We start from the raw sequence: 25,941 nt of genomic DNA, 5'->3' as shown, positions 1-25,941 counted from the left end.
CTGTAGCCAGTGTAGTCGATGGCGCAGCATTGCGCCGCAGCCATAAAACCGGATGGCCTCAGGCCGGCATGCGGCCGGCGCGCCGGCCCAGCCACTCCAGCGTACTGCACAGCAGCAGATAGCCGATGGCCAGCAGGCCGAAGATCTGCAAGGGATAGACCTGCTCGCGATTGTTGATCTGGGTGGCGACAAAGGTGAATTCCGCCACGCCCACCACATACGCCAGCGAGCTGTCTTTCAGCAAGGTGATCCACTGGTTGACGAAGGACGGCAACATGGCGCGCAAGGCCGGCGGCAGGATGATGTAGCGCAAGGCTTGCCAGCGGGTCATGCCCAGTGCCTGGGCTGCGCGCCATTGCCCGTCGCCAATGGCATCGATGCCGGCCTTGACCGACTGACTGAGATAAGCGGCATTGATCACCGCCAGCGCGGCAATCACCGTCAATACGCCAGGAATATCAATGCCGAACAAAATCGGCAGCAGAAAATAGCACCAGAAAATCAGCATCAGCACCGGGATGGCCCGCAGAATCTGCACCAGCGTGTTGAGAACCCGGCACAGACGCGGCCCACCCATGCACAGCGCAATTCCCCCGACCAGTCCACCCAGCGTGGCCAGCACGCCGGCAGCCAGGCTGATGCCCAGGGTCAGCAGCAGGCCACCCGGCTGGCCACGGGTGAGATTGCCCCACAGCAGATAGTCCAGATTGTCATGCAGCAAGCTCAGCATCATCGGCCAGGCTCCTCGGCGCTGCGCCGGCTACCCGCCAGCTGTGTTGCAATCACCAGTAGCAGATAGAGCAGAGTGGCCACGGCAAAGGCCTGAAAGGCCAGCAGGGTTTCGCTTTCCACCTGGCGTGAGGTATAGGACAACTCCGCCACGCCAATGGCCATGGTCAGCGAGGTGTTCTTGATGATGGCGGTGTACTGGCCAAGCAGCGGCTGGCGGATGTGGCGCAAGGCCTGCGGCAGCACGATAAAGCGGAAAATCTGCCACTCGCTCATGCCCAGGGCCCGGCCAGCCAGCCGCTGCCCGCTGCCGACGGTACGCAGCCCGGCGGCCAGTTCGCCGCTGATGAAGCAGGCCGAATACCAGGACAGGGCAATCCAGGCGGCCAGCCATTCAAACGAGGGCCAGGACAGGTTCAAGCCCAGCGGCAGCGCTAGTTGGTGCGGGCTGTTCAGCCATTGCATGGCCTGGTCCGGCAGCAGGCCACCCACGCCGAAATACCACAGCAGAACCTGCACCAGCAGCGGTGTGTTGCGATGCAGGCTGCAAAACAGACGCGCTGGCCATTGCAGCCAGCGCTGCTTGCTATCCTGTGCGGCGGTCAGCAGCACACCCAGCACAGTGGCACTGAGGCAGACGCATAGCGCCAGCGCAGCAGTCATGGCTGCACCTTGCAGCAGCCAGCCCAGATAGTGTGGCGCCAGCCAGCCTTGTCCCAGCCAGGAGGGGGGTGTCATGGCAATCTTTCCTGCTCAAAAATCCGGCGATGAAACGGGAAAACCGGCCTGCGCCATAAGCGCTCAGGCCGGTTTGTGCGGTGTTGCAAGACTCAGGCGGCGTCGCCGATCTTGAAATCACGCGGCAGCGGGGCCTTGGTCTTGGGGCCAAACCAGCGGTCGTAGATCTTGCGGGCCTGGCCGGACTTTTCCAGTTCCACCAGCGTGTCATTCACTGCCTTGGTCAGGCGGGCTTCCCCCTTGGGCAGGCCGATGGCCTGGTACTCGCGGGTCAGGGTGAATGGCGCCAGCTCGTACTTGGCCTTGTCCGGGGCATTGGCCAGCAGCGCAGCCAGCTTGGAGCCATCCTGCGAAATGGCCTGCACATTGCCGTTACGCAGTGCGGTAAAGGCCAGCGGGGTGTCGTCGTAGGCAACCACGGTGGTCTTGCTGTATTTCTCGCGCAGATAGATTTCCTGGGTGGTGCCCTTGTCCACACCTACACGCAGGCCGGCCAGCTGTTCCGGCTTGCTCAGGCTGCCCTTGCGGGCGATGAACTGCTGACCGGAGGCAAAGTAGGGCAGGCTGAAATCCACTTGCTTCTTGCGCTCATCGGTGACGGTGAAATTGGCGGCAACCAGATCGGCCTTGCCGGCTACCAGCAGCGGAATGCGGTTGGCAGGATTGGTGGGCACCAGTTCCAGTTTTACTTGCAGTTTCTTGGCAATGGCCTGGGCTACTTCCACATCCAGACCGCTGATCTGGTGGGTCTGGGCATCCAGGAAGCCAAAGGGCGGGTTGCTGTCGAAGGCCGCCACGCGCAGCACGCCGGCTTTCTTGATGTCGTCCAGGCGATCGGCCAGAGCGTGGCCAGCGGTGCCGAGCAGGGTGAGTGCCAGTAGCAGGGAAGTGGTTTTCATGGCTAAGCCTCTTGTGGAGTGAGAAGGGTAGGACAGTCAGCTCCGGTAGGCGCTGCTGTGAATGGCCCCCATGCTAGGCGCAGCTGTTCAGCAGGTAAAACGATTAAAACTGCATTTTTTATCAGAATATGGAATAAGAAACGGCAGCCCAAGGCTGCCGTTGCAAGGCGCTGTGCATGCGGACAATTCAGCCCATGCGCTGCCGGCAATAACGACTGAGCTGTTCCACCGCCCATGACAGCAGCAGCATGGCGATGATCAGGCTGGCCGCCCGGTGCTGCTGGAACAGCGACAAGGCCAGATACAGCTGCTGCCCCAGGCCACCGGCACCCACAATGCCCAGTACGGTGGCGCTGCGGATATTGTTTTCCCAGCGATACAGGGTGTAGGCCAGCCACTGGCTGAACACCGTGGGCAACTGACCATAGGCAAAGGCCAGCAGTCTGCCGGCCCCGGCCTGTTGCAAGGCCAGCTCAGGTTCCGGGTCGGCGTTTTCCAGCGTTTCGGCAAACAGCCGCCCCAGCACGCCGGTGGTGTGCAAGGCCAGCGCCAGCACCCCGGCCGCCGGGCCAAGGCCGACTGCCAGTACGGCAATGGATGCCCACAGCAGGTCAGGCACGCCACGCAGCACATTCAGCAAAAGCCGGCTCAGCCACTTTGCGGCAGTGCCAAAGCGGCCGGCGGCCGGCATGGCCAGCACCGCGCCAGCCATAAAAGCCAGCACGCTGCCCAGCCCCGACATGGCCAGGGTTTCCACCATGCCGTGGCCAATTTCCGTCAGCATGTCGCTGGCTGGAGGGAAGAAGTCCCGGGCAAAGCGCACGATGGCGCTGCTGTCGAAACCACTATCCCGCCAGCCCGGCCATAGCCACAGCACGCTGGCTGCCACGGCCAGCAGGCCCAGTGCCGGCAGCATGCGGGTAGCGGTCACGCTGCCCAGGGCACGGCGCGACAACAGGCTGATGCCTTCGCTCAGGCTGACCAGCAGCAGGAAAACCAGCAACAGGGTGCTGACTTCACCGCCATTGAGCATTTTCAGGCTGGTGTCCAGCAACTGGCCCACGCCACCGGCGCCAACAAATCCCATCACGGCCGAGGCGCGGATGGCGCACTCCCAGCGATACACGCTATAGCTCAGCAGCTCGGGCAGGGCTTGTGGCCACAGGCCGTACAGCAGGCACTGCCAGCGGCTGGCCCCTTGCAGATACAGGGCAGAAGCCAGCCCAGGTGTTTGTGATTCCAGAATCTCGGCATACACCTTGGCCAGCATGCCGCCATACGCGAGGCCGATGGCCAGCACGGCAGGCAGGCTGCCCAGGCCGACCGCCCGCACCAGCAGTAGCGCCCAGACGATTTCCGGAATGCCGCGCAAGATCACCATCAGCCCGCGCAGCAGCGAGGCCAGCCAGCCGGCCAGGCGGGCAGGGCGCTCGCCGCCCAGCAAATGGCGCTGCAAGGCATGGCTGGTGGCCAAGGCCAGCGGCGCACCCAGCAGCATGGCCAGGGCGATGCCGGCGGTGGCGCTGGCCAGCGTGGTAATGGTTTCCCGCGCCACATCGCGCAGGAAATCCGCCTGCAGCGCCATGGGGAAGAACCCCGCGACAAAGCCGGCCATGGTGCGCCAGCTATCAGGGTTGGCCAGGGTAGCCGGGTTGAACTGGGTCAGGCTGAAGCTGGGGGCCAGCAAGGCCAGACACAGCAGCAGGGTAAGCAGGCGCGGCCAGCGCGCCGGATCGCGCGGATGGCTGCTCAGCATCGCAGGTCCTGGCGGCTGGCTGCTGGGGCGGGCGGCTCAGCCGGCTCGCGTAGCCTTTCTCCGGCATACAGGGCGCTGACCACGCCCGGATGCACCTGCTCGCGTGGCAGGTCGAACATGATCTGGCCATCGCGCACCCCGATGATGCGCGGGAAATAAGCCAGTGCCAGTTCCACAGAATGCAGGCTGACCAGCAGGGTGGACTGGTGTGTGCTGGCTTCTTCGCACAGCAGGCGGATGGTGTCATCGGCCAGCCGCGGGTCGAGCGCTGCCACCGGTTCGTCCGCCAGCACCAGCGCGGGACGCTGGTGCAGTACCCGGGCAATGCCGACGCGCTGGCGCTGCCCGCCGGACAGCTGATCGCAGCGTTGCCACAGCTTGTCGGCCAGCGCCACCCGCTGCAGGCTGTCCAGGATGGCGGCGGTATCATCAGGCCACAGCAGTTGGCGCAGTGCGCTCCAGCCGGACATCTGGCCCAGTCGTCCGGCTGCCACCGCATGCACCACCCGCTGACGGGCCGGCAGCGGTGCTGCCTGGTAGATCATGCCGATGCGGCTACGCAAACCGGCCAGCCAGCGCGGCGACAAGTGCCAGGGATTGTCGCCCAGCAGGTTGAGGCTGCCGTGGCTGGGGCGGTAGCGCGTGGCGGCCAGCAATAACAGCGAGGTCTTGCCGGCACCAGACGGGCCGATCAGCGCCGCCTGCTCCCCCTGGGCCAGACTCAGACTGATATCGCGCAGGATGTCTGTTCCGCCCAGTTGCAGGCTGACGCTGTCAAACTGCAGGCTCACTTGAGCAGGCCTGCCGCTTCTGCCGCAGCCTCGATGCCCTTGTAGTTGTCAGCCTTGGTGGGAATGAAGCGGCTGGCACGCTGCAGATCGAGAATGGCTTTGTCTTGCGGATTTTTCGGGTCCAGCTTGAGGAAAGCCGCGCTGATTCTGGCCTGCAGCTTCTTGTCCAGATTGCCACGCACCGTCCAGTTGTAATCATAGAAGGGCGGCGTGGTGGCCAGCAGTTTCACCTTGCTGCCATCCACCTTGCCGCTTTGCACCAGCTTTTCCCATACCGAGGCATTGAGCGCACCGGCATCCACCTTGCCGGAGGCGACCCAGGCCACGGTGGCGTCATGTGCGCCGGAGTAGGCGACGTTCTTGAAGAAGGTTTCCGGCTTGATGCCTTCCTTCTGCAGGAAGTAACGCGGCATCAGGTGACCGGAAGTGGAGGAGGCCGAGCCAAAGGCAAAGCTCTTGCCCTTGAGGTCTTGCAGCGATTTGGCTCCCACTGCGGCATTGACGATGAATTTGGCGGTGAACTTGCTGTCTTCCTCGCGCTGTACCAGCGGCACCACCTTGCCATGCAGGCTGGCCTGCACAAAGGTAAAGCCACCCAGCCAGGCCATGTCGATCTTGTCGCTGTTAAGCGCAGTCACTACCGCGGCGTAGTCGGTCACCGGCACGAATTGCACCTTCATGCCCAGCTCCTTTTCCAGATACTGGCCCAGCGGCGCAAACTTGCGTTGCAGTTCGGTAGGAGCCTCATCGGGAATGGCAGAGACTTTCAGCACGGCTTCTTCGGCCGAGGCCAGAGCGGAGACGGCCAGCAAGGCAGTGGCCAGAGTGAGCTTGAGGGTTTTCATGCCAGATTTCCTTAGCGGTGCGGGCGAAAGGCCGCAGGACAAATAAAAGCCAGTCGATGACTGGCTTTCTGGATAGAGCGATGGTGGCAGACCAAAAGCTGCCAGCGGCAATTATAACCTAGCGTGGCTGGCGTTTGCCGAAGAATAGCAGTAGCAGCACCCCGATGATGATCATCGGCAGGCTTAGCCATTGGCCCATGCTGATGGTGTAGGAATGGCCGAAAATACCGGCATCCGGATTGCGGAAAAACTCGCTGACAAAACGCGCCAGACCGTAACCGATCAGGAACACCGCCGATACCTGGCCACGGGCGCGCGGCTTGCTGCTATAGATCCACAGCACGGCAAACAGGGCGATGCCTTCCAGCAAAAATTCATACAGCTGCGAAGGATGACGCGGCAGCGCGCCATACTGCATCAGCATGTTCAGCAGGTCGGACGAGGTCTGGCCCTCGGCCAGGTCATTGGCCCGCGCCTGGGGAAACAGCATGGCCCAGGGCAGCTCGGGGCTGGCTACCCGTCCCCACAGCTCGCCATTGATGAAGTTGCCGATACGCCCGGCCGCCAGGCCTAGCGGTACCAGTGGGGCGATGAAGTCGGTCAGCTCCCAGAAGCTGCGTTGTTGCTTGCGGGCAAACAAGGCCATGCCCACCAGCACTCCCAGGAAACCGCCATGGAAGGACATGCCACCCTTCCACACCATGAAGATTTCTGCCGGATGGCTGAAGTAATAACCCGGCTCGTAAAACAGCACCTCACCTAGCCGGCCGCCAATCACCACCCCCAGCACGCCATACATCAGCAGGTCGTCCAGCAGCTTGGAAGTAAGAAAAGCATGGCCCTGGCGGATGCGGTAATTGCCCAGCAGCAGGAACAGGCCAAAGCCCAGCAGGTACATCAGGCCATACCAGTGAATGGCCAGCGGGCCCAGGTGGATGGCGACGGGGTCAAACTGCGGATGAACGATCATTTGTCAGGTCGGTGCGTTTGCGGTAAAAGAATATGGACGAAATTATACGGAATGCGTTCCGCCGCGTCCTGTCATTACCGTGACAGAATGTGGCCAGCCCGATCCTGCGGCACCCCGGAGAGGGCAGACCTGCCTGCAACACAGGCGTGGTCAGCGGCAATGTGCTCTGCAAGCATCTGATCATCAAGGAAACAAGACATGCCCCAATACCGTTCCAAAACCTCTACCGCCGGTCGCAACATGGCGGGTGCCCGCGCCCTGTGGCGCGCCACCGGCATGAAAGACGAGGATTTTGGCAAGCCCATCATCGCCATTGCCAACAGTTTCACCCAGTTCGTGCCCGGTCATGTCCACCTGCACAATATGGGCCAGCTGGTGGCACGTGAAATCGAACGCGCTGGCGGGGTGGCCAAGGAATTCAACACCATCGCCATCGACGACGGCATCGCCATGGGCCACGGCGGCATGCTGTACAGCCTGCCCAGCCGCGACCTGATCGCCGACAGCGTGGAATACATGGTGAATGCCCACTGTGCCGACGCACTGGTGTGCATCTCCAACTGCGACAAGATCACCCCCGGCATGCTGATGGCCGCCATGCGCCTGAACATCCCGGTAATCTTCGTTTCCGGTGGCCCGATGGAAGCCGGCAAGGTGCAGTGGGGCAACGACATCCGCAAGCTCGACCTGGTCGACGCCATGGTGGAAGCGGCCAACAGCGCCATTTCCAACGAAGACGTGGAACGGGTGGAACGTTCCGCCTGCCCGACTTGCGGTTCCTGCTCCGGCATGTTCACCGCCAACTCGATGAACTGTCTGACCGAGGCCTTGGGCCTGTCGCTGCCGGGTAACGGCAGCCTGGTGGCTACCCATGCCGACCGCAAGGAGCTGTTCCTGCGTGCCGGCCGCCTGATCGTCGATATCACCAAGCGTTATTACGAACAGGACGACGCCAGCGTGCTGCCGCGTGCCATCGGCACCAAGCAGGCTTTTGAAAACGCCATGAGCCTGGACGTGGCCATGGGCGGTTCCACCAATACCGTGCTGCACCTGCTGGCTGCCGCCAGCGAAGCCGGTGTCGATTTCAAGATGGCCGACATCGACCGCATCTCGCGCTCGGTGCCCTGCCTGTCCAAGGTAGCCCCGGCCACGCAGAAATATCATATGGAAGATGTACACCGCGCCGGTGGCGTGGTGGCCATTCTGTCCGAACTGGACCGCGCCGGCCTGATCCACCGCGATGTCCCCACCATCCACAGCAAGACGCTGGCCGAGGGACTGGAAGCCTGGGACATCATGCGCCACGGCGAAGACAGCGCAGCCCGCCGCTTCTACCGTGCGGCACCGGGTGGCGTGCCCACCACCATCGCCTTCTCGCAATCCATGCGTTACCCGACGGTGGATGATGATCGCGCCGCTGGCTGCATCCGCGACAAGGCCAATGCCTATTCCCAGGACGGCGGCCTGGCCGTGCTCTACGGCAATATCGCCGAGCGTGGCTGTATTGTGAAAACCGCCGGGGTGGATGATTCCATCCTCAAGTTCACCGGCCGTGCCCGTATCTTCGAAAGTCAGGACGATGCCGTGGCCGCCATTCTGGACGACCAGATTGTGGCTGGCGACGTGGTGGTGATCCGCTACGAAGGCCCCAAGGGCGGGCCGGGCATGCAGGAAATGCTCTATCCCACCAGCTATCTCAAGTCCAAAGGCCTGGGCAAGGCCTGCGCACTGCTGACCGATGGTCGCTTCTCCGGTGGCACTTCCGGCCTGTCCATCGGCCATGTGTCGCCGGAAGCAGCCGAAGGCGGTGCGATTGGTCTGGTGGAAGAGGGCGATACCATCGAGATCGACATCCCCAATCGTGGCATCAGCCTGGCCATCAGCGACGAGGCATTGGCAGCACGCCGTGCCGCCATGGACGCCCGTGGTCGTGATGCCTGGAAACCGCTGGGCCGCCAGCGTCCGGTCAGCGCCGCCCTGCGTGCCTACGCTGCCATGACCACCAGCGCCGATACCGGTGCGGTGCGTGATGTGACCCAGGTGGAAAAATAAGCGGACTGCCCGCTGAATGTGCAAGAACGGCAGCTGCGGCTGCCGTTTTTTTTCGCTTAGTGCTCACCGGAGAATACCCAAGATGGTAGAGACCCTGCATTTGTCCCCTGAAGAGGTGGTCCAGCAACAGCTGGACGCCTATAACGCCCATGATCTGGACGCCTGGCTGGCTACCTATGCGGCAGATGCCTGCCAGTACCAGCACCCTGCCACCTTGCTGGCGCGTGGTCATGCCGAGATTCGCCAGCGGGCCATCGCCCGCTTCGCCGAGCCCGATCTGCATGCACGGCTGTTACGGCGTCAGGTACTGGGGCAGGTGGTGATTGACCACGAAATGGTCAGGCGCAATTTTGCCGAAGGCCCGGGCCAGATCGAGCTGCTGTGCCTGTATGCCGTGGAAGAAGGGAAGATAAGCAGCGCAAGCTTTGTTTCCGGGTCTGTGCAACTAGACCAGGCTTGTGCGGAGTGATGTCACCAGCGGAGGAACTTGGCAATGAACAATACCGCTTCACTACACCTGACCGTTGATGCCCAGTACTGCAGCCCGTATGCGATGTCGGTGTATGTGGCGCTGCAGGAAAAGCAGCTGCCTTTTACGCTGTCGGCGCTGGATCTGGATGCCGGGGCCAATCATGCGCCGGCCTATGCCTTCAGCTCGCTGACCGCGCGGGTTCCCGCCTTGCAGCATGGTGATTTCGTGCTCAGTGAGTCTTCGGCCATTACCGAATATCTCGACGAGCTGTTTCCCGGCCCGGCTTTGTACCCGCAATCGGCCCAGGACAAGGCGCGAGCGCGGCAAATCCAGGCCTGGTTGCGTAGCGATTTGCTGGCACTCAGACAGGAGCGCGACACGCTGGTGGTGTTTTATCGGCCGGTGACACAGCCCCTGTCGGATAGTGGCCAGCGCGCCGCCCACAAGCTGCTGCGTGTTGCCGAGCAGTTGCTGCTACCGGGGCGGGACACCCTGTTTGGCGAGTGGAGCATTGTCGATGTCGATCTGGCGCTGATGCTCAACCGCCTGCGGCTGAATGGCGATGAACTGCCTGCGCGGCTGGCAGACTATGCGGCTCGGCAATGGCAGCGACCATCAGTGCAGCAGTGGCTGCAGCTACCGCGCCCGGCGCTGGCCTGATGTCGGGCAGCCGCTAAGCTGTGTGCTGCTTGCCACAGTGCTGATCATGTGTGCTGTGGAATTTTCTACAAGTCAGAACTTAATTTCCCTGGCTCTGTCACATCATTTCCGGTTTGGTCCCCAGACTGGATTCCCCGATCAACAGCGCAATTCCCGCTGTTTTGCCTTGCTAGCTCAGCAAGACCGAACATTTTCGCATGTTCGGTTTTTCTTTTTTGTCACAATTTGAACTTGTATACAGTATATGTTTCATTTGCTGCGCAAGATTGCGCAAATTCGAACATGCCAATGTACATTCCAATGTCCTTTCGCCGCAGTGGCTGCAAGTATGCGCAAAGTGGTATATGACAGGGCCGTCATGGTGGTTCGCGTGATTCTTGGCCAGAGGGAGAATACTGCCGCGCGTGTAAAAAATCTTTAATAACATTGTGTTATGCAGATTTTTTTGGGCTTGCCTGGCAAATGGACAAAAAAATGCGCGGTGCCGTGAGGCCCGCGCCAAGTCTACAAAGGAGAAATAGAGGAGAAACTATCAAGAAGCAATTGCTGCATCTCAACGAGTACGGATTATCCGGATGTCGCGCTCGGGTGTCAACATCAGTATTTTCGAAAAGCTAAAAAACATCCGTTTCTGTCGCTAATTAGCACATGCTTATGTTTGAATGTGAAAGTCAAGCGCTTGCTTGGTGAGCCGGGCGCGGCTGATTGTGCGACAATATGCCCTTTCCCGATTTCAGCAGGATGACATGATGTCGCAGCCGCTTCTCACTCTTCCGGACCCGCGCCAGTACCACCCGCCGGTGTCGCTGACCAATATGCTGATCCACAACGCCTTGTCGGTACAAAACGCTAGCAGCGATGCCGACCGCGAGCTGTGGTTTGTCGCCATTCGTGACGCCATGGCGCAAATGCTGCAGCGTGGCGAATTGCTCTCGATTTCGGTCGCATTGGCGATGGTGCCGTCGCAAGACACTTATAAGATTGTCTGGGATGCGTTGCGTGCGGCGGTGGAGCAGCCGGATGGCCGTCGTGCTCACCTGTTTGCCTTGCCGCTGGTGCTGGTGGCAGGCAGCAAGAATCAGGCGACGCTGCCGGCGCAGATTGCTGATGAAGACGGCCTGAACGCCTTGTTGCGTCAGCACGGCGTATTGAGTTCGGATGGTGAGGCCCGCGTGTTCGGCCAGCTCTTGCATCCGGACAGTGTGGTGGCCATGGATGCGGCGAAGCTGTATCGCCTGACCCGTGAACTGGATGCAGCGGCCCCCCTTGCCGGCGAAGCGCTGGACGGTGCGGCCATTACCCTGAAAGAAGAGGGCGTATTCCTGCGCTACCTGCTGGGGGTGGCCATCCAGCAGCCGGGCGATGCCGCGCCGGTACAGCTGGGTGGTGCCGTGGGTGCCTGGGGCATGCCCTTGATGAAATTCCTGGGCGAGCAGCTGCACACCGATGGCGTGACGCTGTTCCCCATCGCCCGCCCGCCCCTGCCGGTGATGCAGGCGCTGGTGGCCGGCAATTTCGCCCGCTTCGAAGTAGCGTTGCAGGTATTTGCCAGCAGCCAGATCCGCCGCCTGCGTGAATTGTCGAAAGACCCGGTGGCCATTCTGTCGGCCCATGACAACGGTGAGTTGCACATCACCCTGTCTGCCGAAGGCGACGAGCGCAACTGGGAAGCCTTTGTCTGGCCGCTGGCGGCCATGGACAATGTGGCGCTGATCGAATCGAACTTCCGCGAACTGATGGCGGAATGCCGGGTGCGCGATGTGCATGTGCTGCCGGCGGTTTACCCGGAAAGTCGTGATGGCATTCCGCTGTTCTTTACCGCTGATGACTTGCCGCAGTTGAACGGGCAGGCCTGAAGCGGCGCTGGTAAAAACGCTTCACGTGAAAATGTTTCAGAGGGCGATTCGTGTAGAATGGCCTCATCGTTAACCCTTTGATGGAAGAGTCAAAGATGTTTGCAGCTGACCAGACGATTGCCAAGTTCGACCCGGAATTGGCCGCCGCTATCAAGGCCGAGTGCCAACGCCAGGAAGATCATATTGAACTGATCGCTTCCGAAAACTATACCAGCCCCGCAGTGATGGAAGCCCAGGGCTCCCAGCTGACCAACAAGTACGCCGAAGGCTATCCGGCCAAGCGTTTCTACGGTGGCTGTGAACACGTTGATGTGGTTGAGCAACTGGCCATCGACCGTGTGAAGCAACTGTTCGGTGCCGAATACGCCAACGTGCAGCCGCACTCCGGCAGCCAGGCCAACCAGGCGGTGTACTTCTCCATCCTGAAGCCGGGTGACACCGTAATGGGCATGAACCTGGGCCATGGTGGTCACCTGACCCACGGTTCCCCGGCCAACCTGTCCGGCAAGATGTTCAACATCGTGGCCTACGGTCTGAACGAGCAGGAAGAAATCGACTACGACGACATGGAACGCGTAGCGATGGAAACCAAGCCCAAGCTGATTATTGGCGGCGCTTCTGCTTATGCCCTGCGCTTCGATTTCGAACGCATGGGTCAGATCGCCAAGAAGTGTGGCGCTTACTTCATGGTCGACATGGCGCACTACGCCGGTCTGATCGCCGCTGGTGTCTATCCGAACCCGGTGCCGTATGCCGACTTCGTGACCTCCACCACCCACAAGACCCTGCGTGGTCCGCGTGGCGGCATCATCCTGGCCAAGGCCGAGTTCGAAAAGAGCATCAACAGCAATGTGTTCCCCACCCTGCAGGGCGGCCCGCTGATGCACGTGATTGCCGGCAAGGCCATCGCTTTCAAGGAAGCGCTGCAGCCGGAATTCAAGGTGTACCAGGAACAAGTGCTGAAGAACGCCGACGCCATGGCCCGTACCCTGGCCGAGCGCGGTCTGCGCATCATCTCCGGTCGTACCGAAAGCCACGTCTTCCTGGTGGACCTGCGTCCCAAGGGCCTGACTGGCAAGGCTGCCGATGCGCTGCTGGGCCGTGGTCACATCACGGTCAACAAGAACGCCATTCCGAATGACCCGGAAAGCCCGTTCGTGACCTCCGGCATCCGTATCGGCTCGCCGGCTATCACCACCCGTGGCTTCAAGGAAGCCGAGGCAGTGATGGTGGCCAACCTGGTGGCTGATGTACTGGATAATCCGACTGATGATGCTGCCATCGCCCGTGTTGCCGAACAGGCCACCGCGCTGTGCCATCGTTTCCCGGTTTACGCCAAGTAAGCGATTGCGTGCCAGACGAAAGGCAGCCTGCGGGCTGCCTTTTTTATTATCTGCGGCAAATCAAGGCGGCTTTACCGTTGCAGGCATTAACCTGTCTGATCTTTGCTGCTACCATCAGACCTCATCAAACATACTGGATTGACACGTCATGAAATGTCCTTTCTGTGGCAATGCCGATACGCAGGTCATCGACTCCAGAGTTAGCGAGGACGGGGCCAGCATTCGTCGTCGTCGCCGTTGTCTGGCCTGCGAAAAGCGCTTCACGACATTTGAAACCGCCGATGTGCGCATGCCGCAGGTGGTGAAATCCGGCGGCCATCGTTCCGAGTTCGATATCGAGAAGGTACGTACCAGTTTCCTGCGTGCCCTGCACAAGCGTCCGGTACCTACCGCACTGGTGGATGACGCCATCGACCGCATCTGCCACAAGCTGCTGCAACTGGGCGAACGCGAAGTATCCAGCCGCCAGATCGGCGAAATGGTGATGAACGAACTGGCCAAACTGGACAAGGTGGCCTATGTGCGTTTTGCCTCGGTGTATCGCAGCTTCCAGGATATCTCCGAGTTTTCCGACGCCATCAAGGAAATCCAGAAGTCCAATCATTAAACAAGGACTGGTCAGCCGGCAATGGCTGGCCTGTTTTCCGTTGCCGGTCGCTGACGCTAATGGCGTGGCGCGACCATACTCATTCCGCTGGAAGGTTGCTTGATGTCGTCGTATTCCCCGCAAGATCATGTGTTCATGCAACAGGCGCTGCGCCTGGCCGAAGCCGCCACCCGCCGCGCCGCGCCTAATCCTGGCGTAGGTTGTGTACTGGTTCGTGATGGCCAGATCATCGGTGAAGGGGCAACCTTGCAGCTTGGTGGGGATCATGCCGAAATTCAGGCCATCAAGGACTGTCTGGCGCGCGGAAATACTCCACGTGGCGCGACCGCCTATGTGACATTGGAGCCATGCAGCCATCACGGCCGCACCCCGCCCTGTGCTGAAAGGCTGATACAGGAAGGGTTGGCGCGGGTGGTGGCGGCCATGGTCGATCCTTATCATGAAGTGTCTGGCCGTGGTCTGGCCATGCTGCGTGCAGCCGGCATCGATGCCAGTGCCGGCCTGCTGGAAGCCGAGGCGCGCCGGGTACATCGTGGTTTTCTGTCGCGGGTAGAACGCCAGCGTCCCTGGGTCACGCTGAAAGCTGCCGCCACGCTGGATGGCAAGACGGCCTTGCTGAACGGCAAGAGCCAATGGATTACCGGCCCGGCAGCCCGCCATGATGTGCAAAAGCTGCGTGCCCGCCACTGTGCCATCCTCACCGGCAGTGGCACGGTGCTGGTGGACAATCCACAGCTGACGGTGCGCGATTTCATCCTGCCGCAGCAGCCCTTGCGGGTAGTGCTGGACAGCCGGCTGGTCACGCCGCCGGATCGCCGCATCTTCCATGGCGGTAATACCTTGCTGGTGACCAGCAGTACCGACCTGGCCCGCCATCAGCCTTATCTGCAACGTGGTGCCGAATTGATGGTGCTGCCGGAAGATGCCGGCCATGCCAATCTGCCCATGCTGATGCGCCACCTGGCCGAGCGCGGTATCAACGAACTGATGATAGAGGCCGGTGCCGGCCTGAATGGTGCGCTGGTGCGGGCTGGTCTGGTTGACGAAGCCATTTTGTATCTTGCCCCCTCGCTGGTCGGCAGTACGGCGCAGGGCCTGTTTGCCTGGCCGGCGCTGGAAGATCTTGCCGACAAGCAGCAGGTAAAGATTCAGGATGTGCGCATGGTGGGGGCTGATATTCGTATCAACATGACTTTTGCCGCAGCGCTGTGAGACATGCTGTCGTGGCTGCCGCGGATATCGGGCTGGCCGAACCGGCTGGCGTGTTCCACAATGAAGCAGCTTGTTCATGGCCCGGTCTGCCGCCGGGCACTAGGGCGGTGAAACACAAGACTGGCATGGCCGCCAGTATCGGCCTGTGCCGCTAGCATGAGTAGACCACAATGACTGACTCAGCCTCATCACTTCCCGCCATGGATTCGGCCGGCCTGCAGCAGGCGCTAGATGCCTATCTGCGCCTTATCTTGCGCCAGGGGGCGGCCGAACAGGTGCTGGATGAGCGACGGCAATTGCTGGATCAATTGCTGCCACTGCTGGATGGGGTGTCGCGTGATGCCCATTCCTTCCGCCGTGTGGTGGAGCGTTTTGTCGGTAGCTGTGCCGTGATCGACCGGGTCACGGCGCTGACCTGCGCGCGTGAGTTCTATTACTTCTGGCTGGGTGATGTGAAAAAGCTGGTGGAAATTACTGCCCGCTCCGGCTTTACAACCCGCAATGTGCGGCTGGAGATGGCCGACTCACTGGCCTCGCTGCTGGAGCGCATGCAGCGCCAGGGCTTTGATGCCTTTCCGCCCTCGCTGGAAATCTACCTGGGCAAGCTGTTCGAGGATGGTATGGCCGAAGCCGACATTCACGAACGCGAAATGCTGCTCAAGGGCATGTTGTTCCTGCTATCCGGACAACCTTACCGACCAGACAGCTTCCGCATGGTGGTCGATGCCATGCTGTTGCACCTGAACGATAGCCGCAACAAGAAAGCCTTCGTCCAGCTGGCGCGCGAGTATTTCTACTATTGGCTGTCTTTTCCGCCAGCGCACGAGCGCATCCATCTGGCCGAGGAAGCCGCTCAGCCTATCAGCCTGCTCCAGCCCGGCAGCACCACGCGCCAGCGCTGAGGTTCTTCGCAGGTAGCCCAGTATTCGTCCAGCCGAACGATACGGTTATCGTCTGTCAGTGTAGCAAACGAATTCACTAGAAAGCGCTGCTCATGGTGATCCACTGCAGCAATCACATGGATGCGTGCATCCGTCAGTAGATTGTCTTCCAGCAGAGTAATACGCCAGCCTTCCGGATACACCGCGTTGACATGGATGATGGCATCGCCGCCGCTAAAACATTCGCCCGAACTGTGCCAACACATGATGGCACTGTCGCAGAGCAGACTCCTTGCCCCATGCCAGTCGCGGGCTTGGTACAACAGGAACAGTCTTGCCAGTGGAGAGCTGATTTTGCTATTCATGAATGCACCTTTGAAAATGTACAAAATCATTATCCATGTATGTCACTCATGTCAAGGCAGCAAAAATAAATGGCTTTGACCAACGCATTTCATGTTGGCATCATGCTCCCACTCATACCTTGCAGGAGCACGCATGTCCCAGCCATCGGCCTATCAGTCCCTCGTTGCCAGCTTTACCCGGCTCTATCGCTACGAACACCTCTCCGCCATGGTCAGCTGGGATCAGGCCACCATGATGCCGCCCAAGGGAAATGATGCGCGGGCGGCGGCGCAGGCCGAGCTGGATGTACTGATGCACGCCACCCTGACCGACCCGGCATTGGCCGAGCAATTGCAGCGGGCGGAACAGGAAGATCTCAGCCTGCAAGAGCGCGCCAGCCTGCGGGAAATGCGCCGGGAATGGCAACGCGCCAACCTGCTGCCCGCCACGCTGGTGGAAGCACAAGCACTGGCCGGGGCGCGTTGCGAACATGCCTGGCGCAGCCAGCGCACCGCCAATGACTGGGCCGGCTTTCTGCAGAATTTCCGTGAAGTGGTGGCCCTGTCACGGCAGGAAGCCCGCTTGCTGGCCGAAGCACAAGGCTGCAGCCCCTACGATGCCTTGATGAACAAATACGAGCCGGGCATGCAGAGTGCCGACATCGACCGCATTTTCGGTGAGGTGAAGCAGTGGCTGCCAGGCTTGATTGCACAAGTCATGGCCAAGCAGGCCAAGGAACCGTTGCACTTGCCACAGGGCAGTTTTCCGGTAGAACAGCAGCGCCAGCTGGGGCTGGCCGTGATGCAGCTGCTGGGTTTTGATTTTGACGGTGGTCGGCTGGATGTCAGCGTTCACCCCTTCTGCGGTGGTGTGGCGGGGGACGTACGCATCACCACGCGCTATCGCGAAGACGATTTCATGCAAAGCCTGATGGGCATCATTCATGAAACCGGCCATGCCCGCTACGAACAGGGCTTGCCGCGTGACATGCTGCATTTGCCTGTCGGGCGTGCCCGTTCCATGGGTATTCACGAAAGCCAGAGTCTGTCTTTCGAGATGCAGCTGGGACGCAGCCCGGCCTTCCTCAGCCTGATTGCCCCGCTGGTGGGCCAATATCTGGGCGAGCAGCCGGCCTTGTCAGCTGCAAACCTCGCCGGGCTGTACAGCCGTGTTCACCCGGGCTTTATCCGGGTTGATGCCGACGAGTTGTGCTACCCGGCACACGTCATCCTGCGCTATGAAATCGAAAAAGCCCTGATGGAGGGCGAGATCGAGGCCGAGGATATTCCAGCGCTGTGGGATGAGAAAATGCAGGCTTATCTGGGAGTGGATACCCGTGGTAATTACCGCCAGGGTTGCTTGCAGGATATCCACTGGACGGATGGCAGCTTTGGTTATTTCCCCAGCTATACGCTGGGAGCGATGTATGCCGCGCAGTATTTCGCAGTAATGCGGCGCGACACGCCGGATCTGGATCAGCGCATTGCTGCAGGTGATCTGGCTGTGGTGTTTGACTGGCTGCAGCAGCATATCTGGAGTCAGGCCAGCTTGCATGACACCAACACGCTGGTACAGCGTGCCACCGGGGAAAGCCTGAATCCGGCTTACTTCCATGCTCATTTGCAGGCGCGCTACCTGGGATAGCCGCCGGCGGCTGACAAGAAAAAACCGCGGCCAAGTAGGCGCGCGGTTTTTTTTATGCCGGATACCGGGTATTCAGCCGGCGACAGCCAGCTCCTGATGCATGGCATCGACCCAGTCTTCAAATTCCACATCCGACATGCCCAGATAATTCAACACTTCATCCTTGCGTGCCTCCCAGCCGGCATCTTCCTTGCCCGGTGTCAGCGTGCGCCAGACGTGACGCGCTGCCCGGGTGACCGCTACCATCATGCGGCCATCATGATCCAGCGGCGCATCAGGCCCGGTGGCCATGACCGTGTCGTCATTCTGCATCAGGATCGCTTTGGCGAAGTTTTCCGGCATGTTCCAGCTGCGGGCCACCAGATAGCCCACCACATCATGGCGGGTGCCATGCAATTCCTGCTCAACCAGGCCCACCCGGTCATCACTGGCCATTTCGGTGAGTCGCAGGGTGCGGTAGTAAGTGGGGTAGCGCATCAGCATGATGGCCATGCCGCAGCTGTGAAACAGCGCAAAGCTCTGGCAGTCATCCGGGACATGTACGATCTTGTCGCACAGTGCGGCGCTGATTGCGGCAATCTGCAAAGTGTTATCCCAGAATTGCTCCAGTGCCGGCGGTGTTTCGGCAGTGAGCCGGGTGCGCAATACCAGACCGCTGACCAGGCTGATCACATTTTTCACCCCCAGCAGGCTGATGGCCTGATGGATGGAAGTGATGCGACGACCGCGGCCGAGAATGGGTGTATTGGCTGCCTTGAGCATGGCAACACACAGGGCCAGGTCTTCGCTGATGATGTCGTCGAGCTTTTGCAGCGTGACATCCGGGTCATTGCGCAGTCCCAGCAGCTTGTCCAGCACATCCGGACGCGGAGGGATAACCAAATTTTTCAGGAGCTCGTCACGCTCGTCGGTACTGATCAGTGGCGTCATGCTGGAGGCTATGAGGAGATGATTTCCATTTATTTTATCAGCCTTCCTGCCAATCGTTAGGCCATCTTATAGGCTATCAAGTAAATTTTGACCGTGCTCAAGCTTGATGGGAGCGGCTCTTCAATCAAACCTGGTTTCAGCTTAAATCAGGAAAGGCTGAATCACCTGCGCCAACGCCTCCGGCTGTTCCCATTGGATCATATGGCCTGCACCGGCTATCACCTTTTCCTGCAGCTGCGCAAAACAGGCACGCCGTTCCGGCAGCGTATCCATGACGCCCTTGGCCATGGGGTGGTCCCACATATCGCCACCCATGACCCATTGCACCGGGGCGCTGATGCGCTGCCAGCAGCTCTTGGCTTCCTCCAGCCGGTACAGCACCGGGTTGACCATCTTGTGGCGCGGATCGGCACGGTAAACCAGCTGGCCGTCATCCCGCTCACGCGTCAGCATGGTGGCCAGCCAATGCGCTCGCTGTGTCTGCAGGCGCGGATTGCGTTCGATCAGCTTGTTGGCAACATCTTCCAGCCGCCCCAGGGCATTGAAGCTGGGTGCATCACGCCGCTCGCGCAGCCAGCGGGCATAGCGGCCGGGTGCTTCCGCCGGGCGGGTGGCATTCAGACCAAAGCCTTCCACCAGCGACAGGCGTTCGATGCGTTCCGGACGTACACCGGCATAGATGCCGGCAATCATCGCCCCCATGCTGTGTCCCAGCAGCCGTACCGGCTGTTGAGGCGACAGGTGGCTCAGCAGGGCATCCAGATCGGCCAGGTAGTCGGGAAAATAATAGCTGTCACGGTTCCAGTCACTGTCGCCAAAGCCACGCCAGTCCGGCGCCACCACATGCCAGCCGGCTGGCAGGGCATCCACCAGGAACTGGAAAGTGGCCGAGCTATCCATCCAGCCATGCAGCATGACCAGCAAGGGGGCCGCGGGATCACCCCAGTGGCGCAGATGGTAACGGTGCTGGTTCAGGATGATGAATTCGCTGTGGCTGGGCTGAACAAGGGGCATGGCGCATTGGTCGTCTGGATTGGACAGAGGCTTAGTGTACGGAAAAATCCGGGCAGGCTCACCATGAACGGTGGGGAAGGGGGGCGGTGTCGCATCACGGCGGAATGTGCAGCGCCTGGACGGGGCAGGCTAGAATCGCAAAATAGATCAATGCCTTTCACCTAGACTGCCCGTCATGAGCAAACCCTATCGCCAGCACGGCCCTGGTACCTTGTATTCGCAACGCTTGATGCGTGCGCTGGATTATCTGTGGCGGCATCTGGATCAGCCGGTCTCGTTGGAGCGACTGGCCGAAGAGGCCTGCTTCTCGCCCTATCACTTTCATCGCTTGTTTCATGCGCTGATGGGCGAGACGCTAAGCCAGAGCCGGCAGCGCATGCTGTTACACCGGGCGGCTGGCGAACTGGCGGCGGGCCGGCGAGCACTGCCCGCGATTGCCAAGCGTGCCGGTTATGCGAGTAGTGCTGCCTTTGTGCGAGCATTTGGCAAGCACTACGGCGAAACACCGGGTCGTTATCGCCAGCGCCGTTTGCTCATGTCCGCCACTTCACAGGAGCGAGTCATGCACAGCGTCAGCATCATTTTGTTACCCGCCATGCCGGTCGTGCAGCGGCATCATCGCGGGCCGTATATGGGAATAGGGCAGGCTTTCGATGCCCTGCATGCCTTGCTGGGGCCTCTGCCGGCTGGCGGTGAACCGGTGCAGGTATTCGGCCAGTATCTGGATGATCCGGACCAGGTGGCCGCGGCCGATTTGCGCGCTATCGCCAGTGTCAGCCTGCCTGGCGGATTCAGCCTGAGTGATGCCGCGTTGGCGGCCCAGGGCTTTTCCCGTGGTGAAATCCCGGCCGGCCCTTATGCTTGCCTGGAGCATGTGGGGCCGTATGCCGAGCTGAAAACGGCATGGGATCAGCTATACCGCCACTGGTTGCCGCAAAGCGGCGCAGAACCGGCCGACCAGCCTTGCCTCGAGCAGTATCTGAATGCCCCTTACAATACGCCACCCGCCCAGCTGCGCAGTCGCTTGCTGCTGGCCTTGCGGGACTAACGGGAGTTCTTCATGTATCAGGTAGAAATCATCCACTTCGCACAGCCACTACCGGTGTTGATGAAGCCGCATCTTGGGCCTTACGCGGGCATTGCCACGGCGTTTGCCGACTTGCGTGCGCTATTGCAGCAGCATGCAGACGGGCCGCAAAGCCTGCGTGCATTCGGGCAGTATCTGGATGACCCGGCCACGGTCGCACCGCAGTCATTGCGCGCAGCGGCCTGCCTGACACCGCCGCCGGCTTTGCGCTTGTCGGCGAGCGAAGTTGCGGCCAGGGGTTTTTCTTATGCTGAGCTGGCTGCAGGGCGTTATGCATGCATTGTGCATCAGGGGCCGTATACCGGCCTGGCCGAGGCATGGAACTGGTTAATACAAGAATGGCTGCCCGCCAGCGGCGAGCAGTTTGGCCAGCGCCCCTTGCTGGATGAAGCCTTGAGCGGGCCGCATGCGGTGGCTCCGGAGGCATGGCGCACCCGTTTGCTATTGCCCCTGGCCTGAGGCGCAGCCACAAAAAAGCCCGTGTCGTGTGACACGGGCTTTTGATCATCCAGCGGTCTGGCGGCCGCTGGCGACTGAGGATTAGCGCGAAACGTGGTAGTTCGGCGCTTCCTTGGTGATTTGCACATCATGTACATGCGATTCCTGCATACCGGCGGAAGTGATTTCCACGAAGCCGGCTTTTTCATGCATTTCATCGATGTTGGCGCAGCCCAGGTAACCCATGGAGGAGCGCAGGCCGCCCATCAGCTGATGGATGACCGCAGCGATCGGGCCCTTGTACGGTACGCGACCTTCAATGCCTTCCGGCACGAACTTGTCGGCAGCGTTGGAGCTGTCCTGGAAGTAGCGGTCGGCTGAGCCCTGGCTCATGGCGCCCAGCGAGCCCATACCACGGTAGGACTTGTAGGAACGGCCCTGATACAGCTCGACTTCGCCCGGTGCTTCTTCGGTGCCGGCGAACATGCCGCCCAGCATCACGCAGTTGCCACCGGCAGCCAGTGCCTTGGAAATGTCACCGGAGAAGCGGATGCCGCCGTCGGCGATCATCGGCACGCCAGTGCCTTTCAGTTCTTCGGAAACATTGTGGATGGCGGTCAGTTGCGGTACGCCCACACCGGCCACGATACGGGTGGTGCAGATGGAGCCTGGGCCAATGCCCACTTTCACGCCATCGGCACCGGCTTCCACCAGCGCGCGAGCCGCAGCAGCGGTGGCGATATTGCCGCCAATCACATCCACTTGCGGGTAGGTCTGCTTGACCCAGCGCACGCGGTCGATCACGCCCTGGCTGTGGCCGTGGGCAGTATCCACCACGATCACGTCCACGCCGGCAGCCACCAGCGCGGCAACGCGCTGTTCGGTATCACCGCCGGTGCCAACTGCAGCACCTACGCGCAGACGACCCTGATTGTCCTTGTTGGCGCTCGGGTGTTCGCTGGTCTTGATGATGTCCTTGACGGTGATCAGACCCTTCAGCTCCCACTGGTCGTTGATGACCAGTACGCGTTCCAGGCGGTGGGTGTGCATCAGCTCGCGAGCTTCGTCGATGCTGGCACCTTCCTTCACGGTAATCAGGCGTTCACGCGGCGTCATGATCGAGCCGACGGTCTGTTCCAGGCGGGTTTCGAAACGCAGGTCACGGTTGGTGACGATACCCACAACCTTGCCGTTTTCGATCACCGGCAGGCCGGAAATCTTGTGTTGGCGGGTCAGCAGGACCAGATCGCGCACCAGCATGTCAGGTGCGATGGTGATCGGGTCTTTGACCACGCCGCTTTCGTGGCGTTTTACCTTGGACACTTCCGCAGCCTGTTTGTCGGCCGACATATTCTTGTGAATGATGCCAATACCACCTTCCTGAGCCATGGCGATGGCCAGCCCGGATTCGGTAACCGTATCCATGGCAGCAGAAACCAGCGGCAGGTTCAGCGTGATATTGCGGGTGAGTTTGGTAGAGAGGACTACGTCGCGCGGCAGGACTTCAGAATGGGCCGGGACGAGGAGAACGTCGTCGAAAGTATAGGCTTTCTCGATGATACGCATCTGGCGTTTCCTTTGCGGCAAAGCGGCATTATACCGAGACTATAGAAGTGTTGCAAAAAATGCTGTCGCTTGTTTTTGCGATCAGCGTGCCGACACCGTACAATCAGCGTGTTTCAGCTTAGGACACCAAAGAATGAAAACCCGTGCGATTCTGAGTGTGCTTGTTGCATTTTCGCTGTCGGCCCCGGCCATGGCCGAGGTGTACCAGTACATCGATGCCAACGGCAAGACCGTGTTTTCCGACCAGCCGCCGCCGGGGGCCAGGGCCAAGCCACTGAATGTACGGGCTTCCGCCGCGGCCTCTGCCCCAGCCAAAGCTCCCAAGACGCCAGTACTGAGCGATCTTGAAAAGAAAAATGCCGATATTGATGCTGAAAACGCCAAGATAAAAGAACAGAACAAAAAAACGGCACAGGAAAACTGCAAGAATGCCCGGAGTTACCTGGCGTCGCTGCAACAGAGCGGTCGGGTCAAGCTGCCAGGCAGCAATGGCCTCGCCACCGACAGCCAGCGCAACGACTTACTGCAAGAAGCCCAGCAAAATGTAGCCACCTGGTGTAACAAGTAGTGCCTTCCAGCGTATTCGATTACCCATCGTTACTGGCCAGCCTTCCTAATTTGCCCGGCGTCTATCGCATGTTCGATACGTCGGGCAATGTGCTTTATGTAGGCAAGGCCATCGACCTCAAAAAACGGGTCAGCTCCTACTTCCAGAAAAGCGATCTCTCACCACGCATCCAGTTGATGGTACGACAGATTGCCAGCATCGAAACCACCGTCACCCGCTCGGAAGCGGAGGCGCTGATTCTGGAAAACAATCTGATCAAGGCGCTGGCCCCCAAGTACAACATCCTGTTTCGGGATGACAAGTCCTACCCCTACCTGATGCTGACCGGCCACGACTACCCGCAAATGGCCTATTACCGTGGCGAGCCGAAAAAGCCGCATCAGTTTTTTGGTCCTTATCCCAATAGCTATGCGGTACGGGAAAGCATACAGATCCTGCAAAAAGTATTCCGCTTGCGCACCTGTGAAGATGCAGTATTCGCCAATCGCTCACGCCCCTGTCTGCTCTACCAGATCAAGCGTTGCTCCGGCCCCTGTGTCGAACATGTCTCGGCCGAGGATTACCGTAACGATGTGCAAAGCGCAGTGGCTTTCCTGCAAGGCCGGCAAAGCGAACTGATCGACAGCTTGACCGCCCGCATGGAACAGGCCGCCGCGCAGCTGGAGTTCGAACAGGCGGCAGAACTGCGCGATCAGGTACAGGCGCTGAGCCGGGTGCAGGAAAAGCAGTTTGTCTCCAGCAACTCCAGCCAGCTCGATTGCGATGTGGTGGCTGTTGCAGCTGAAAGCGGGCTGGTGTGCATCAATCTGGTGATGATTCGCGGCGGCCGTCACCTGGGGGATAAAAGCTTTTTCCCGCAGGGGGCACAAGAGGATGATGCCGGAGCCAACCTGGATGCCTTCCTCGCCCAGCACTATCTGGGTGCACCCATGCCGCCGGTCATCATCTTCAATGGTGAAGTGTCCGCTGCACTGCGACAAACGCTGGAAGAACAATCCGAGCGCAAAGTCCATCTGGTCAGCAACCCCATCAGCGAGCGCCGTGTATGGCTGGAAATGGCCGAGAAGAATGCCATGCTGGCCATCCAGCAGCGCCACAGTAGCAAGGCCACCCAGCAGCATCGCGTGGCACAGCTCAACGAAGCACTCGGGCTGGAGGGGGTAGAGCGGCTGGAGTGCTTTGATATCAGCCACACCATGGGCGAGGCCACGGTGGCTTCCTGTGTGGTGTATGACAAGGAAAGCATGCAGCCTGGTCAGTATCGCCGTTTCAATATTGAAACCGCCAAGGCGGGCGATGACTATGCTGCCATGCGCGAAGTCCTGACGCGGCGTTACAGCAAGCTGGCTGCAGGCGAAGGCCTGTTGCCAGACGCGGTGCTGATTGATGGTGGCAAGGGCCAGGTGGGGGTGGCACTGGAAGTTTTTGCCGAACTGGGACTAAGCCTGCCCATCATCGGCGTGGCCAAAGGGGAAGAGCGCAAACCCGGTCTGGAAACGCTCATCCTCCCTTATCAGCAAAAGACGCTACAATTGCGCAGTGATCATCCTGCCTTGCATCTGATCCAGACCATACGCGATGAAGCACACCGCTTTGCCATCACTGGTCATCGTGCCCGCCGTGCCAAGGCCCGGACCGCCTCCACGCTGGAAGATATTCCGGGTATTGGTGCCAAGCGCCGTCAGCAGCTGCTGCTGCGGTTTGGCGGCTTGCGTGGCGTGGTGGCGGCCAGTGTCGACGAACTGGCGCAGGTGGATGGCATTAGCCGGACGCTGGCGGAAAAGATTTACCACGCGCTGCATTAAACAAAACCTAAGCAGATTAACCACATGCCCTTCAACTTGCCGATCTTCCTTACCTGGCTCAGAGTCGCCCTGATACCGCTCTGCGTTGCCGTGTTTTTCCTGCCGGATACCGTGCTACATGCCAGTGACCGCAACAATGTAGGGGCCATGATATTTTTCCTCGCGGCCTGGACTGACTGGCTGGACGGGTTTCTGGCGCGCAAGCTGGGGCAAACCTCAGCCTTCGGTGCCTTTCTGGACCCGGTCGCAGACAAGCTCATCGTCGCCGCTGCGTTGATACTGCTGGTCGAGATGGGCCGCACTCCCGGCTGGATGGCCATGATCATCATCGGCCGCGAAATCACCATCTCCGCCTTACGTGAGTGGATGGCAGGCATGGGCAGCCGTGGCAGCGTGGCTGTGGCCTATATCGGCAAGCTGAAAACGGCGGCACAGATGCTGGCTATTCTGCTCTTGCTGTATGCCGGTCCGCTGTTGCCGGGGGTAAACAGCCTGCTGCTTGGAAATATTTTCATGGTGATCGCGGTAATTTTGACTTTGTGGTCAATGGTTTATTATCTGCGCATGGCGGCACGCGAGTTTTCCGGTAAAAAAATTGATGTGTGAAGTGTTGACAGGGTCCGAGAAACCCTTATAATTCGCACTCTCTCGACGCCACTTCGGTGGCAGACAAGAGAAGCAAAAGTAGTGTGAGTGCGGGAATAGCTCAGTTGGTAGAGCGCAACCTTGCCAA

At 60.2% G+C, this 25,941-nt stretch carries 25 protein-coding genes; 14 read left to right on the top strand and 11 right to left on the bottom strand.

Going from position 1 to position 25,941, the window contains the following annotated elements; translation table 11 throughout:
* Positions 1-58 precede the first annotated feature (58 nt).
* The 7 genes from EAY64_RS10250 to lgt form a co-directional block, all read right to left on the bottom strand.
* The gene (locus tag EAY64_RS10250; RefSeq protein ID WP_103524676.1) at positions 59-733 is read right to left on the bottom strand and encodes an amino acid ABC transporter permease; all 675 of its coding nucleotides are present in this window, start codon (positions 731-733) and stop codon (positions 59-61) included.
* The gene (locus EAY64_RS10245) at positions 730-1,467 is read right to left on the bottom strand and encodes an amino acid ABC transporter permease (protein ID WP_103524675.1); all 738 of its coding nucleotides are present in this window, start codon (positions 1,465-1,467) and stop codon (positions 730-732) included. Before EAY64_RS10245 ends, EAY64_RS10250 begins: the two co-directional genes overlap by 4 nt.
* 92 nt (positions 1,468-1,559) lie before the next feature.
* Positions 1,560-2,366: an ABC transporter substrate-binding protein gene (locus tag EAY64_RS10240; protein ID WP_103524674.1), complete on the bottom strand. Its 807-nt coding sequence runs from the start codon at positions 2,364-2,366 to the stop codon at positions 1,560-1,562.
* Between the two features lie 187 nt (positions 2,367-2,553).
* Positions 2,554-4,122 carry a phosphonate ABC transporter, permease protein PhnE gene (phnE, locus tag EAY64_RS10235; protein WP_226034205.1) on the bottom strand — a complete coding sequence of 523 codons (1,569 nt, stop codon included), beginning with the start codon at positions 4,120-4,122 and terminating at the stop codon, positions 2,554-2,556.
* Positions 4,116-4,913, bottom strand: coding sequence for a phosphonate ABC transporter ATP-binding protein (locus EAY64_RS10230; protein WP_103524673.1), 798 nt, complete (start codon positions 4,911-4,913; stop codon positions 4,116-4,118). The genes phnE and EAY64_RS10230 overlap by 7 nt, the downstream gene beginning before the upstream one ends.
* Entirely contained in the window at positions 4,910-5,758 is an 849-nt protein-coding gene (locus EAY64_RS10225) for a putative selenate ABC transporter substrate-binding protein (RefSeq protein WP_103524672.1), read from the bottom strand. Before EAY64_RS10225 ends, EAY64_RS10230 begins: the two co-directional genes overlap by 4 nt.
* 118 nt (positions 5,759-5,876) lie before the next feature.
* The gene (gene lgt, locus EAY64_RS10220; protein WP_103524671.1) at positions 5,877-6,728 is read right to left on the bottom strand and encodes a prolipoprotein diacylglyceryl transferase; all 852 of its coding nucleotides are present in this window, start codon (positions 6,726-6,728) and stop codon (positions 5,877-5,879) included.
* Positions 6,729-6,926: 198 nt separating this feature from the next.
* Between lgt and ilvD the strand changes: the two genes are divergently transcribed.
* From ilvD to EAY64_RS10180, 8 genes are all read left to right on the top strand, one after another.
* Positions 6,927-8,780: a dihydroxy-acid dehydratase gene (gene ilvD / locus EAY64_RS10215; protein WP_103524670.1), complete on the top strand. Its 1,854-nt coding sequence runs from the start codon at positions 6,927-6,929 to the stop codon at positions 8,778-8,780.
* Between the two features lie 82 nt (positions 8,781-8,862).
* Entirely contained in the window at positions 8,863-9,249 is a 387-nt protein-coding gene (locus EAY64_RS10210) for a nuclear transport factor 2 family protein (RefSeq protein ID WP_103524669.1), read from the top strand.
* 24 nt (positions 9,250-9,273) lie between these two features.
* Entirely contained in the window at positions 9,274-9,912 is a 639-nt protein-coding gene (gene yfcF, locus EAY64_RS10205) for a glutathione transferase (protein WP_103524668.1), read from the top strand.
* A 749-nt stretch (positions 9,913-10,661) separates the two neighbouring features.
* Complete coding sequence (locus tag EAY64_RS10200) at positions 10,662-11,768, top strand: hypothetical protein (protein WP_103524693.1); 1,107 nt, start codon at positions 10,662-10,664, stop codon at positions 11,766-11,768.
* 95 nt (positions 11,769-11,863) lie between these two features.
* Complete coding sequence (gene glyA / locus EAY64_RS10195; protein ID WP_103524667.1) at positions 11,864-13,111, top strand: serine hydroxymethyltransferase; 1,248 nt, start codon at positions 11,864-11,866, stop codon at positions 13,109-13,111.
* 148 nt (positions 13,112-13,259) lie between these two features.
* Positions 13,260-13,718: a transcriptional regulator NrdR gene (nrdR, locus tag EAY64_RS10190; protein ID WP_103524666.1), complete on the top strand. Its 459-nt coding sequence runs from the start codon at positions 13,260-13,262 to the stop codon at positions 13,716-13,718.
* A 102-nt stretch (positions 13,719-13,820) separates the two neighbouring features.
* Positions 13,821-14,930, top strand: a complete 1,110-nt coding sequence (gene ribD, locus EAY64_RS10185; RefSeq protein ID WP_103524665.1) for a bifunctional diaminohydroxyphosphoribosylaminopyrimidine deaminase/5-amino-6-(5-phosphoribosylamino)uracil reductase RibD — start codon at positions 13,821-13,823, stop codon at positions 14,928-14,930.
* 170 nt (positions 14,931-15,100) lie between these two features.
* Positions 15,101-15,832 carry a hypothetical protein gene (locus EAY64_RS10180; protein WP_199106883.1) on the top strand — a complete coding sequence of 244 codons (732 nt, stop codon included), beginning with the start codon at positions 15,101-15,103 and terminating at the stop codon, positions 15,830-15,832.
* On the opposite strand, the gene EAY64_RS10175 is transcribed toward EAY64_RS10180, so the two are convergent.
* On the bottom strand, positions 15,784-16,176 hold the full coding sequence (locus EAY64_RS10175; protein WP_147456207.1) for a nuclear transport factor 2 family protein: 393 nt from the start codon (positions 16,174-16,176) through the stop codon (positions 15,784-15,786). The genes EAY64_RS10180 and EAY64_RS10175 overlap by 49 nt on opposite strands.
* 133 nt (positions 16,177-16,309) lie before the next feature.
* Here EAY64_RS10175 and EAY64_RS10170 point away from each other — a divergent pair, with 133 nt between their 5' ends.
* Entirely contained in the window at positions 16,310-17,800 is a 1,491-nt protein-coding gene (locus tag EAY64_RS10170; RefSeq protein ID WP_103524663.1) for a carboxypeptidase M32, read from the top strand.
* A 72-nt stretch (positions 17,801-17,872) separates the two neighbouring features.
* Here the strand turns inward: EAY64_RS10170 and EAY64_RS10165 are convergent, their stop codons facing one another.
* On the bottom strand, positions 17,873-18,730 hold the full coding sequence (locus EAY64_RS10165; protein ID WP_103524662.1) for an HDOD domain-containing protein: 858 nt from the start codon (positions 18,728-18,730) through the stop codon (positions 17,873-17,875).
* Between the two features lie 141 nt (positions 18,731-18,871).
* Complete coding sequence (locus EAY64_RS10160) at positions 18,872-19,744, bottom strand: alpha/beta fold hydrolase (RefSeq protein WP_103524661.1); 873 nt, start codon at positions 19,742-19,744, stop codon at positions 18,872-18,874.
* A gap of 175 nt (positions 19,745-19,919) precedes the next feature.
* Here EAY64_RS10160 and EAY64_RS10155 point away from each other — a divergent pair, with 175 nt between their 5' ends.
* Positions 19,920-20,792, top strand: a complete 873-nt coding sequence (locus EAY64_RS10155) for an AraC family transcriptional regulator (RefSeq protein ID WP_103524660.1) — start codon at positions 19,920-19,922, stop codon at positions 20,790-20,792.
* A 12-nt stretch (positions 20,793-20,804) separates the two neighbouring features.
* Positions 20,805-21,290: an AraC family transcriptional regulator gene (locus EAY64_RS10150; RefSeq protein ID WP_103524659.1), complete on the top strand. Its 486-nt coding sequence runs from the start codon at positions 20,805-20,807 to the stop codon at positions 21,288-21,290.
* A gap of 81 nt (positions 21,291-21,371) precedes the next feature.
* Here EAY64_RS10150 and guaB read toward each other — a convergent pair whose 3' ends face one another.
* Positions 21,372-22,835, bottom strand: a complete 1,464-nt coding sequence (gene guaB / locus EAY64_RS10145) for an IMP dehydrogenase (RefSeq protein ID WP_059285330.1) — start codon at positions 22,833-22,835, stop codon at positions 21,372-21,374.
* On the opposite strand from guaB, the gene EAY64_RS10140 reads away from it, so the two are divergent.
* Genes EAY64_RS10140 through pgsA form a run of 3 tightly spaced genes read left to right on the top strand, consistent with a single transcriptional unit; the run spans position 22,825 to position 25,814 of the window.
* Positions 22,825-23,403 (top strand): DUF4124 domain-containing protein, encoded by a 579-nt coding sequence (locus EAY64_RS10140; protein ID WP_226034206.1) that lies wholly within the window; start codon positions 22,825-22,827, stop codon positions 23,401-23,403. The genes guaB and EAY64_RS10140 overlap by 11 nt on opposite strands.
* A complete protein-coding gene (gene uvrC / locus EAY64_RS10135) occupies positions 23,403-25,208 on the top strand; it encodes an excinuclease ABC subunit UvrC (protein WP_103524657.1) in 1,806 nt (601 codons plus the stop codon). Before EAY64_RS10140 ends, uvrC begins: the two co-directional genes overlap by 1 nt.
* A 24-nt stretch (positions 25,209-25,232) precedes the next feature.
* Positions 25,233-25,814, top strand: a complete 582-nt coding sequence (pgsA, locus tag EAY64_RS10130) for a CDP-diacylglycerol--glycerol-3-phosphate 3-phosphatidyltransferase (protein ID WP_103524656.1) — start codon at positions 25,233-25,235, stop codon at positions 25,812-25,814.
* Positions 25,815-25,941 lie beyond the last annotated feature (127 nt).

It is taken from the genome of Aquitalea palustris (assembly GCF_003693445.1).
GTDB classification, from domain to species: domain Bacteria; phylum Pseudomonadota; class Gammaproteobacteria; order Burkholderiales; family Chromobacteriaceae; genus Aquitalea; species Aquitalea palustris.
This window is presented reverse-complemented; position numbering and strand designations above follow the sequence as displayed.